This window comes from Chitinophaga sp. 180180018-3, from assembly GCF_037893185.1.
Classification (GTDB): domain Bacteria; phylum Bacteroidota; class Bacteroidia; order Chitinophagales; family Chitinophagaceae; genus Chitinophaga.
Genome location: NZ_CP140772.1, coordinates 5,571,306 through 5,582,732, shown reverse-complemented (window position 1 = coordinate 5,582,732; position 11,427 = coordinate 5,571,306). Strand labels below are relative to the sequence as shown.

The 11,427-nt window shown below is 46.9% G+C and carries 7 protein-coding genes; 4 read left to right on the top strand and 3 right to left on the bottom strand.

From position 1 onward, the window contains the following. Both UNH61_RS21665 and lpdA read left to right on the top strand, forming a co-directional pair. The gene (locus UNH61_RS21665; protein ID WP_326994096.1) at nt 1-660 is read left to right on the top strand and encodes an outer membrane lipoprotein carrier protein LolA; all 660 of its coding nucleotides are present in this window, start codon (nt 1-3) and stop codon (nt 658-660) included. A 168-nt stretch (nt 661-828) separates the two neighbouring features. Then, nucleotides 829-2,235 carry a dihydrolipoyl dehydrogenase gene (gene lpdA, locus UNH61_RS21660; RefSeq protein WP_326994095.1) on the top strand — a complete coding sequence of 469 codons (1,407 nt, stop codon included), beginning with the start codon at nt 829-831 and terminating at the stop codon, nt 2,233-2,235. A 58-nt stretch (nt 2,236-2,293) separates the two neighbouring features. Here the strand turns inward: lpdA and UNH61_RS21655 are convergent, their stop codons facing one another. Beyond that, nucleotides 2,294-5,101 carry a S8 family peptidase gene (locus UNH61_RS21655; RefSeq protein ID WP_326994094.1) on the bottom strand — a complete coding sequence of 936 codons (2,808 nt, stop codon included), beginning with the start codon at nt 5,099-5,101 and terminating at the stop codon, nt 2,294-2,296. Between the two features lie 548 nt (nt 5,102-5,649). On the opposite strand from UNH61_RS21655, the gene UNH61_RS21650 reads away from it, so the two are divergent. Continuing rightward, the gene (locus UNH61_RS21650; protein WP_326994093.1) at nt 5,650-6,474 is read left to right on the top strand and encodes a M57 family metalloprotease; all 825 of its coding nucleotides are present in this window, start codon (nt 5,650-5,652) and stop codon (nt 6,472-6,474) included. Between the two features lie 492 nt (nt 6,475-6,966). Here UNH61_RS21650 and UNH61_RS21645 read toward each other — a convergent pair whose 3' ends face one another. Continuing rightward, nucleotides 6,967-8,091, bottom strand: coding sequence for a sensor histidine kinase (locus UNH61_RS21645; RefSeq protein ID WP_326994092.1), 1,125 nt, complete (start codon nt 8,089-8,091; stop codon nt 6,967-6,969). Between the two features lie 163 nt (nt 8,092-8,254). Here UNH61_RS21645 and UNH61_RS21640 point away from each other — a divergent pair, with 163 nt between their 5' ends. After that, nucleotides 8,255-10,420 (top strand): S46 family peptidase, encoded by a 2,166-nt coding sequence (locus tag UNH61_RS21640; protein ID WP_326994091.1) that lies wholly within the window; start codon nt 8,255-8,257, stop codon nt 10,418-10,420. A 97-nt stretch (nt 10,421-10,517) separates the two neighbouring features. Here the strand turns inward: UNH61_RS21640 and UNH61_RS21635 are convergent, their stop codons facing one another. Next, on the bottom strand, nt 10,518-11,417 hold the full coding sequence (locus UNH61_RS21635; RefSeq protein WP_326994090.1) for a class I SAM-dependent methyltransferase: 900 nt from the start codon (nt 11,415-11,417) through the stop codon (nt 10,518-10,520). Nucleotides 11,418-11,427: the final 10 nt, after the last annotated feature.

Genomic DNA, 11,427 nt, shown 5'->3' with positions numbered 1-11,427 from the left:
ATGAAGAAATTTGTATTAACAGGATTGTTGTTGAGCGGTATTGTATTCAGCGGCATGGCACAATCCAAGGGAGCATCCGACCCTAAGGCAAAATCAGTCCTGGATGGTGTTAGTAATAAATTCAAATCATTAAAAACAGTAGTTGCCAATTTTATATTGAAAGTAGAGGGTGCTAACAACAGCGTAACTGATTCCAAGAAAGGAACCGTTTATCTGAAAGGAGCCAAATATAAAGTGACGCTGCCTGGCCAGGAAATCATCAGTGATAACAAAACCTCCTGGACCTATGCCAAAGATGTGAACGAAGTAACCATCAACAACGTAGATCAGAGCAGTGGTGCAATGACACCGGCCAAACTGTTCACTAACTTCTATGATAAAGATTATCTGTACAAACTGGATGGCGAAACTACCGAGAAGGGAAAAGTGCTGCAAAACATAGAACTGACGCCAACAGACAAGTCCAAGAACATCTTTAAAGTGATCGTTTCCATCGATAAAAAGAACCAGAGCATTGCTAAAATGAAGGTTTTCGAGAAAAACGGCAACCACTACACTTACGAAATCACCAATTTCACGCCTAATAGCAATCTGAGCGACGCCACCTTTACCTTCGACGCCAAGAAATACCCTGGCGTGGAAGTCGTGGATCTGAGATAAGTTGGTAGCGTCTTTAGCAAAATACAGCGGAGATTATATTGGTTTTTAACACCATATAATCTCCGCTGTATTTTGCTAAAGACTAAAAGCTAAAGGCTAAGGGCTAAAAGCTAGCAGCTTATGAAATATTTATTTACCTTTGGCAGGTTCAATTTAAAATTAAACAATATGGCATACGACGTAATCGTAATTGGTAGTGGGCCTGGCGGATATGTGGCTGCTATCCGTGCTTCTCAGCTGGGATTTAAAACTGCAGTGGTGGAAAGAGAGAATCTGGGTGGTATCTGTTTAAACTGGGGCTGTATTCCAACCAAAGCTTTGTTAAAAACAGCACAGGTATTTGAATATACGCAGCATTCAAAAGACTATGGTATTACTGTAGCAGATGCAAAAGTGGATTTCGACGCGGTTATCAAACGTAGCCGTGGTGTTGCGGATAAAATGAGTCGCGGTGTTCAGTTCCTGATGAAGAAGAATAAAATCGACGTATTAATGGGCAATGGAAAACTAAAATCCAAAGGCCAGGTGGAAGTAACCGATAAAGACGGTAAAGCCACTGTATACGACGCTAAGCATATCATCCTGGCTACCGGTGCACGTGCACGTGAGCTGCCGAACCTGAAAATCGACGGTAAGAATGTGATCGGTTACCGTGAAGCGATGGTGCTGCCTCAGCAACCTAAATCCATGATCGTTGTGGGTTCTGGCGCTATCGGCGTTGAGTTTGCCTATTTCTATGCTACGCTGGGCACTAAAGTGACCATCGTAGAGTTCATGCCGCGTATCGTTCCGGTAGAAGATGAGGACATCTCTAAAGAACTGGAAAAAATATACAAAAAGAAAGGCATCGAAATCATGACCAATGCTTCAGTAGAAGCAGTGGAAGGAACTGGTAACGGTGTGAAGGCAAAAGTAAAAACCCAGACCGGTGAGATCTCTCTCGAAGCAGACGTAGTACTGAGCGCGGTGGGTATTGCTGCCAATATAGAAAACCTGGGCCTCGAAGCGCTGGGTATCAAAACTGATAAGGGCCGTGTTTCAGTAGATGCTTACTACCAAACCAACGTTCCTGGTATTTATGCTATCGGCGATATGGTACCTGGTCAGGCACTTGCACACGTTGCCTCCAAAGAAGGTATCGTTTGTGTGGAAGCAATTGCCTACAACGAAAAGAAATACGCGCATAAACCGGCTACCATCGACTATATGAACATTCCTGGCTGTACCTACTGTGCACCGGAAATTGCTTCTGTTGGTTATACTGAGAAAGCTGCAAAAGAAGCCGGCTATGAAGTTAAAGTGGGCAAATTCCCATTCTCTGCTTCCGGTAAAGCTTCTGCCGCCGGCGCTACAGAAGGTTTCGTAAAAGTAATCTTTGATGCTAAATACGGCGAATGGTTAGGTACACACATGATCGGTGCTAACGTAACTGAGATCATCGCTGAAACTGTGGCAGCGCGTAAGCTGGAAACTACTTACCAGGAAGTGCTGGATTCCATCCACCCGCATCCTACTATGAGCGAATCTGTGAAAGACGCCATAGAAGTAGCTTACGGCGAAGCAATTCACCTGTAATCATTTTATTGTAAGTATAGCAACAGCCGTTCCGGTACCACCGGGGCGGCTGTTTGCGTTATTGTTGCTTTACAAACTTGGTGGTATAAATACGTTTGCCATTCAGATAGATGCTGCAGGTATAAACGCCATTGGCAAGCTGTTGCACCGGTACTGTTTCCTGGGTGGCTTCCAGGCGCTGTTGCAGCATAATACGGCCGCTTATATCGGTAATCACTAACTGCCGGCTGCGCTCAGTTGAATCGAGGATATACAGCGTGGTGCTTACGGGATTGGGGAACAACAGCACGGTGTGTTGCTGCATGATTTCTATAGACACCGGATCAGAATAAATGTAAGTGCCCCCCGTGGTTTCCAGTCGCACCCGGTAACGCAGCAACCCGTCAGGTAGCCCATTGTCGGCATAACTAAACTGCAGCGCATTATTCACAGGGTCCTGATGTATCGTTACCCAGCCCTTTCCGGTCAATCTTTCCCAATAAACAGTTTGGAGCTGGTAAGTGCTGCCCAGGTTAAGGGAAAGCAATACGCCTCCCGATGTGGTTTTATCCGCCAGCAGATTTGCAACATAGCAACCAACTCCCTGTTGCGAATAATCAGCGGCATAGCTGCGCATACCAATCCAGCCTGCCCGGGCTACGGGACTGACAGCAAAATAACGGGAAGGTACCTGCGATTTTGCGATGAAAGCAAAAGTATCTGCCTGCTGCCGGTAGGGGATAAGCTGACTGGTTCCCAGTGTCAGCAACTGATAACCGGTTGCGCCCGGAATGGCATTCCAGTATATCAGGGTACTGTCGGCACAATTGAACCCGGTATGAAGCGTGGTGGCCGGCGAAATATAAAATGCAGCACTGATAAAGGAAGTATCCGGCAGTGTAAGCTTGAGCCATGCGCGTTGCAGGGTACCGGGAGTGAGCCAGTTATAACTGCCGGGTACCATTGGCAGCTGTTGCCCCAGCGGTTGCCAGGTATGGCCGCTGTCGGAGCTCCATGCCAGGTCCCCATTGCCGCTGTAACTGGTTTCCCATTGAAGCGGTACTTCCCGCCCGGCCGGCAGTATACTCCCCGGCGCCGGATATTGCCATTGAAAACTGCGCATAGGAGTGAACTGATAGGCAAGGTAAAATTTCTGACCTGGCGTGGTAACATGCGCTCCTTTTACACTGATCTGCAATGTACCACCAGCAGGACGGAAGATGCTGATCTGCTCTACGTTATTGAGACTGTCTTTCCCCCTGACAGGCGCCTGTGTCAGTGAATCAGTCAGCGGGTAATTGTTGAGTACCCAGGGAAGCCAGCGCTGACCTCCGGTGCCGGCGGCTTCCAGGTCAAGATCGTTTACGAGTGCTTTCGCGGCATTGACCGCAGCCGGAGGATCGTTCCAGCATAGCGTGATCTTCACCTCCTCCGTGTTAACGGGAACATTGATATTGAAAGTGCTGACAGCACCGTCTTTGATCTCCCCTTGCAGTATTCTCTTTTCCTGGATGGTTTTCAGGGCACTCAGCGCATGCAGGTAGCCGAAACCATGATCAAATCCCGGCAGCTCTCCCGGGGCACGCAGTGCGCTGTTAATGATAACAGCCCTGGTGAGTGCCGAAGGCATGGGTTGCTGGTACTGGAGGCGCCACGCATCCTGCAGCAGGGCTGTTACACCGGATGTCAGCGCCGCTGCGCCCGAGGTGCCATCTTCCCCATATGCTGCTATCTCTGGTTTGATGCGCCCGTCGTAAGCGGGACCTTTAGAACTGAGTGCTACTATTTTCGACAGGCCGTCTGTACCCCCTACTGTAATAATATTTTTTGCCTGCTTGTAGTTACCGGTGAGATTGGCATACCCCGGAACCCCCTGGTAGCGGCCATTGGTAGAAGTTTGCGTACCTATATTACCGGCAGAGAATACGTGCACAATGGTATCTGCCTCCACGATATGTTTGTCGTAAGCAGCTGCTTCGGCGCCATAAACGTTGTTGATCTCATTTCCGTAAGAATGGTTCTGGATAGTAATAGCAGATTGGGTATAGTAGTTGTCGTTATCAGGAAAGAGACTGCTGTTGAAATCTGCAGAACTAAGCTTCACGCGGGTGGCAGCACCTGTCCCTTTGTCGCCGCTGTTGCCTGCCCCACCTATAAGTGTAGCCATCACCAATGCATGCGACGAGGTGAAAATGGAAACGTTGTCGGAAGGAAGATATCGCCCGCGAAGATCAATATCGGCTGTATCGAAGCGGTCTTCTTTAACGGAAACGGCTATACGACTTCCATCTATCTGCAGAAACTGTTGTTGTGCAATATTGATACGGTTAACAATGAGATTACTGGTATTGATGATGATTTCGGTATGTGCCCGCTGTACCACATCTGCGAAAGTAACTGCTTCCTGGCCGATAAAAGCCTGCCAGTCCTGCTTCTTTACTTTTACACGGGCTGCATGGTAAACGTCGGAATACCAATATATGCCGGCATACTGCAAAGCATCATGCCGATGGCGGAACGATACCTGCAGGAGCACACTGTCGCCGGCTGCAGCGTGTTCCAGTTGTTGCAGCAACAGTACGGTGGCCTTGTAGTTGTTACTGGCAATATAGCAGGCGGAAATTTTTTCACCGGCCGGCTGTTGTTGTAATATATAGTGATAGCGGGTAACAGCAAGCAGCAGGCCATACTTTCCCAAAGTGGAGGCGGTAGGTATCCTGGAAAATTTCACGAGAAAAGGACCGGCAGGATGCCTGTTACTGCAGGTATCAGTAGCATATCGAAGCACGATACTGTCGGCCGGTTGCTGTTGACGGGCAACGGCAATATAAAAACAAAACAGCTGCAAAAACAGCAGGGTCCATATTTTGCAGGGAAATAACTTCATGCGGAACAATGGCAACCGACAAGAGATCCTCGTGTGATGTTGCTTCCTAAAGCTACTGCATTTACGTTTTCAACACAATTTTATAGGGACAAAAACCTAAAATATTTTTTTTAAATAAAACGAAAGTTGTAATATTGAAAGAGGAAATCCTTAACAAAAAAAATCAACAAAATCTGAATAGCGATCGGTTAAGATCAATTCACGAATAATTATCTATAGAGCAAATCCTGATGCCGGAAACACCTGGCAATATTTTAATCATAACCAACCCTTAAAATCTGATGCCAGGCCCTTTAAAGGCTTTTAGCTATTGTATGCATCTGTTACGAGCGCACAGTTTTACTGTTGTATTTCGGGTGATAGGCAAAGCTAAACATTGCATTTGCGGTTAGAGAACAAACGATGGGAGTTTGAATAAGTGGGCGTTATGTCTTTTGTACACTTAATCGGCTGTTGGCAATGATCATTTGAATTTGTTAACAATTGCTTGTTAAAAGAACAGGCAAAACGGAATATCTTTTTTAAAACCTAAACCAAAAATCTGAACTATGCGAAAACAATCAATTACCCTGCTTTGCTGTGCAGCGGCAGCTTTACTGATCACATCCTGCCAGAAAAATGGTGCACAGAAACAAGACCAGCCCAGTCAGGTTTCAGCAGAGGTGTTAGCCCAGATCAAAGCAAACGGTTTCAGTACAGACAATGTAGTGAAAACGGAGGATGGTTACCTGGTAGAAGGTGACATCCTGTTAACTGCCGATCAGTTGAAAGAAACAGTTAGCAGCCCTGTACTCAGAGTAGCACAAACAGAACAGTATCGCACTAATTATCTGGTAACCGGCTTACCACGTGTTGTTACCATAAAGGTGGTGAATCTTGGTACTGCATTTATTGCCGGTACCGACACCGCTATTGCAAGGTATAACCGCCTTGGCCTGCGGATCAAATTCCAGCGCATTACCAGTGGCACACCAACGATTACCATCAAAGGCTTTAACCAGGGACCAAGCGGTGGTTATATTACACTGGGTTCTTCCGGTTTCCCCACCAGCACAGGCGATCCTTATGGCACCATTAAAATGAATACCAACGCTCAGGCATACGGATCTAATCCAAATGTATTGTATGTAGGCTCTGTTATTCAGCATGAGGTCGGCCATTGCATTGGTATGCGTCATACTGATTATATGGATCGTTCCTACAGCTGCGGCGGTAGTCCTGTCAACGAAGGTGCAAGTACTGTAGGCGCTGTTTACATCCCGGGTACACCTTCCGGTCCGGATGCAAACTCCTGGATGCTGGCCTGCTCCAACGGTGGTAACCGCACCTTCAATGCAAACGATATTATTGCGCTGAACTATCTGTATCATTAAGCATTTGTTAGCCCGGGCAACTATGATAGCTTGGCCTCAGCCCTTCGCTGAATAGTTGTGATACTGTTTGACGGTTCGTATGCCGACGACGGTAAATTGTGATGAATCTTGCCCCCGGCCATCAACCGCAACATTCCCGGGTAGGCATGCTTACTGATCTATGCATAATGGCACAGAACGGATAATGCAATTGCTGATAATAAATTGCATTATACGTTCTGTGTCACTTTTATGACGCATGAGCAGCGCTGTGATGAATTTCCGGACCCTGGATACCGATGCCTGTATTGGATTTCCCCATGGCATCAATTACCAGGCCCTGGCCTGGTGAAATTTCCAATCCGGAAATTCTAATTGCTGCGCGATAACGATATGATATCTGACCTCAGGATATTACAATATTAAACATGAAAATTCCCTGGCGTAGGTTTTAGATAACCTTAATACCAGCGGCTCATTGTCTGCCATAACCAATTTAATATTCCTGATCACTCAGGCCTGTAATTGCAGGGAAATGGAATAAGCTCCGTTATGCTCGCTGATCTGTAATTCGTATTTGTCCGGATACAAATGATCCAGCCGCTGCCGGGTATTGGCAATCCCTATGCCTGTATCATTCAGCTCCTGGAAGGTGCTGAAGAGTTTATTGCTGCAGTAAAAATGAATATATTTTTCCGAAGTACTAAGCAGGATAGTGATCTCCGACGCCTCATGATTGCTGACCCCGTATTTGAACGCATTTTCGAGAAAAGGCAGCAGCACCAACGGGGCAATACACTTGATGCCCGGGTTGCCGTTGACGGAAAAGTTCACTTTTGTTTTAGACGTAAGCCGCAGCTTCTGCAGATCTATATAATCGCGCAGGCAGTCGATTTCACTCTCCAGCAGCACGTAATCGTCCCTGGTTTCTTCCGTCACATAGCGCAGCATATTGGATAACTTCATGATGCTCATGGCGGTACGGTCGCTGCGCGTAATGGCAAGCGAATAAATATTATTCAGGGTATTAAACAGGAAATGCGGATTGATCTGTGCTTTCAGGAAAGAAAGTTCTGCTTTGGTTTTTCGTGCTTCTGCGTATAGTGCTCTTTTTTCTGTTTGCCGCCAACGATGAGTGGTCTCTATTGCGATGCTCAGTGCAATGGTCAGCAGGAAAAGAAAATCACTTACGATATCTATATGTGTCAGCGGTGGCTCTCCCGGTGGTATCGTGGTCATACCCGGTGGTGCGGCTGCCAGCATACCCGGCGGCCCCTGATCCAGCCCGAGGTATAATTGCGGTGGCGGATACCGGTGTCCATCTCCCCACAATGGCTGATGACTGGCAAATAAACGATCAAATGGCTTCATGTAATTGATCGTTCCGAAAAGCAGTACTACTGACAACAAATAGCGCCAATACTGCTTCCGGGAATATAATGCCGGGAAAAGAAAAAAGGTATGGAAGTAGAATATCGCGATGTATGTTAGTGCAAATACCAGGTAGCCGGCAGAAAAGAGTATCGACAGCGCATTCCGGTCGCCTGTTTGGCCACTGATAAACAAAAGGGGTAAACCAAGGCATATCAGCCACCCCGTAATGTGTGCTATTATTACCGAAGATTTTAACCGGACCATTTGCAATGATATAGTAATGAAATTCTGACAATCCTGTCGGATTGCGTCGGGAATGTCTGTAGATAGCTGCATTGTATCGATGAATCATATGAAACGGCACCTTATCTTTTCCTGCCTCCCCGAATTATAGTAAATTGCCTGCTTTATAAAAAGAATATCAGATATGTTGCAACGAATCGTGAAACCGGTCCTCTTATTGGTACTCCTGGTGCTCGCCAGACACAGTTATGCCACGGAGGGGATGTGGCTTCCTCAGCTGCTCTCCGGTCTTAATGAAAAGGAGATGAAAGGAATGGGCATGAAAATCAGTGCCTCGGATATTTATAATATCAATAAAGGCAGCCTGAAAGATGCCATTGTCAGCTTCGGTGGTTTCTGCACGGCTGAGGTTATCTCTGAGCAGGGATTGCTGCTGACTAACCACCACTGCGGATATGATGCGATCCAGAAACATTCTTCCCTGCAGAATAATTTCCTGGAAAACGGCTTCTGGGCAATGTCTGCTGCCGAAGAACTGCCTAATCCAGGCCTGTTTGCTACTTTCATTGTGCGTATTGAAGATGTTACCAAAGCTGCAGTGCAGGATATAAAATCCGGCATGAGTGAACCTGAACGCCAGTCTGCGATCGATAAACGGCTGAACGAAATCCGGCTGAATGCACGGAAAGAAAGCTGGCAGGACGCCATGATCAAACCTTTCTATGAAGGCAACCAGTATTTCCTTTTCATCACCGAAACGTACCGGGATGTGAGACTGGTAGGTGCTCCGCCTTCTGCCATCGGTAAATTCGGTTCTGATACCGACAACTGGGTATGGCCCCGTCATACAGGCGATTTTTCGATGTTTCGTATCTACGCCGGTAAGGATGGTCGTCCGGCTCCTTATTCGAAGGATAATGTGCCTTTAAAGCCCAAATACGCCCTGACTATTTCCCTGAAAGGAGTGAAGCCAAACGATTTTACAATGGTGATGGGGTTCCCGGGCCGTACTACCGAATACCTGCCTTCCGAAGGAGTCAGACAAACGGTGGAAGTACTGGATGCCGCGAAAGTGGAAATGAGAGATGCTGCCCTGAAAATTATGGATGGGTATATGCGTAAAGATCCCGGTATTAAAATCCAATATGCTGCCAAATACGCTGGTACCGCCAATTACTGGAAGAAATGGATGGGAGAGATGCAGGGAGTGAAACAAACCCATGGCATCAGCAAAAAGCTCCAGTATGAAACAACCTACCGTCAGCTGCTGGAAACCAATCCGGTTTGGAAACAGCAATACGGTGGCGTACTCGATTCGCTGAACAGCTACTATCAGCAGATACAACCCTACGCGCAAACCAGAGACTATTACAGCGAACTGGTAAAGAACGTGGAATTGTTTACCGTAGGCGACCGGCTGATCAGCTTTCTCAACGATGTGCACGAGAAAGGTGAAGCCCGGTACGAATCCATGCGCGACCAGTTCCTCGAGTCTATGCAGCCCTTCTATCAAAACTACAACGCCACACTTGATCATGATATTTGCGTAAGCCTGCTGGCACTATATGCCAAAGGCGTACCCGCCCGCTACGCAGGCAATGAGTTTACCCAGATCTGGCAGGAAAACAACAAAGACAGCCGCCTGCTGAGCGACAAGCTATACGCAGTTTCCGGACTTACGTCGATGGCTAAACTGAAAGCGTTTATTCAGCAACCCTATAACACCGTAGTTGCTCAAATGTGGAAAGATCCGGCTGCCCGCCTTGTAATGGCTATGCGCAAAGGATATGTGGATAATGTAAGCCGGCCGGTAGCAGATATACAACTGCGCATTAACAACCTGCAGCGTACCTATATGCAGGCTCAGATGGATGTAATGAGCAGCAGGAAAACTTTCTATCCTGATGCAAACAGTACGCTTCGCGTTACCTACGGTAAAGTAGATGGCTACAGCCCGCGGGATGCAATACATTACGACTTCTACACCTACCTCGATGGGGTCATGGAAAAATATATTCCCGGCGACTATGAATTTGATGTGCCGGCAAAACTGATTGAACTCTACAAGAAAAAAGACTATGGCCGCTATGGCGTGAATGGCAGAATGCCAGTCTGCTTCATTGCCTCCAACCACACTACTGGCGGCAACTCCGGCAGCCCCGCACTGGATGCAAACGGCCGCCTCATTGGTCTGAACTTCGACAGAACCTGGGAAGGCACGATGAGCGATATTAACTACGATCCCTCCATCTGCCGTAACATCATGGTAGATATCAGGTATGTACTTTTCGTGATAGATAAGTACGCAGGATGCGGGAGATTGATTGAAGAGATGAGAATTACGAATTAAGAATTACGAATTACGATTTAAAGCGAAGACCTAAGCAGATAATAAAATGTGATTATTATCCCCTTAGGTCTTCGCTTTAAATCGTAATTCTTAATTCTTAATTCGTAATTCTACTCTCGTACACAATCGAACTGCACTTATCCACCTGCTTCAACCCCTTCCTGTATGAAATGAACCCATGCAGGAAACCCGGTATCAGCCTGCTTTTCCCCGTTTTGTATTTTTCGCTGAGCAAACTCACATAGAAACCGTCAAATACCATTGGATGTTTCCTGACAATACTGATCTGGTGTTGTGCCAATAATTTTTCCATAGATGCCGGCGAGAAATGATAAAGATGCCTTGGTACATCATATGCCGCCCAGCATTCTTTATAATAATCAGCATCAGAGGATGTGTAGTTGGGTACAGCTATCAGCAATGACCCATTGGGCTTGAGTAATGTACGGATATGATCGAGATAGCGGTGGAGGTCATGTACATGTTCCAGCACATGCCACATGGTAATAACGTCGAAATGTTGCGGGGGAAGCTGGTATAGCTGTTCTATGGGAAGGGCATCAACATTGTAAATATTCTTTGCATTCTGCCGGGCGTTTTCATCCGGCTCCAGGCCGGTGACCGCCCAACCACCTTGCTTCATATAATGAATGAACGCTCCCGTGCCACTGCCTATATCCAGCAGTGTGCCCTGTTTCATGCCAGCGGCATTACGCACCCAATTTTGTTTGGAACGGAGCGTGATTTTCCGGACACTGTGATATAAGCGATTGATAAGCCCCTGCCGGGTTTCAGTGTGGGAGATATATTCCTGCGACTGGTAATAAGCTCCGATGTTGGCACCATCAGGAATGTTTTGCGTGAAGCGGCCGCCACAACCGCCGCAATGAAAGATGCTGAACGTTTCTTTGGATACAGTATAGTCTTTAGCAGTAAGTGCTTCGTGTACCTGCGACGAGCCACAAAGCGGACAGTTGTTGTAATAGATTAGACTCATTTGTTTGTTG

Excerpts from the sequence above, each read along its gene's own strand:
- lpdA (WP_326994095.1), top strand. The coding sequence starts at position 829 with ATGGCATACGACGTAATCGTAATTGGTAGTGGGCCTGGCGGATATGTG.
- UNH61_RS21650 (WP_326994093.1), top strand. The coding sequence starts at position 5,650 with ATGCGAAAACAATCAATTACCCTGCTTTGCTGTGCAGCGGCAGCTTTA.
- UNH61_RS21635 (WP_326994090.1), bottom strand. The coding sequence starts at position 11,417 with ATGAGTCTAATCTATTACAACAACTGTCCGCTTTGTGGCTCGTCGCAG.
- UNH61_RS21645 (WP_326994092.1), bottom strand. The coding sequence starts at position 8,091 with ATGGTCCGGTTAAAATCTTCGGTAATAATAGCACACATTACGGGGTGG.
- UNH61_RS21640 (WP_326994091.1), top strand. The coding sequence starts at position 8,255 with ATGTTGCAACGAATCGTGAAACCGGTCCTCTTATTGGTACTCCTGGTG.
- UNH61_RS21665 (WP_326994096.1), top strand. The coding sequence starts at position 1 with ATGAAGAAATTTGTATTAACAGGATTGTTGTTGAGCGGTATTGTATTC.
- UNH61_RS21655 (WP_326994094.1), bottom strand. The coding sequence starts at position 5,101 with ATGAAGTTATTTCCCTGCAAAATATGGACCCTGCTGTTTTTGCAGCTG.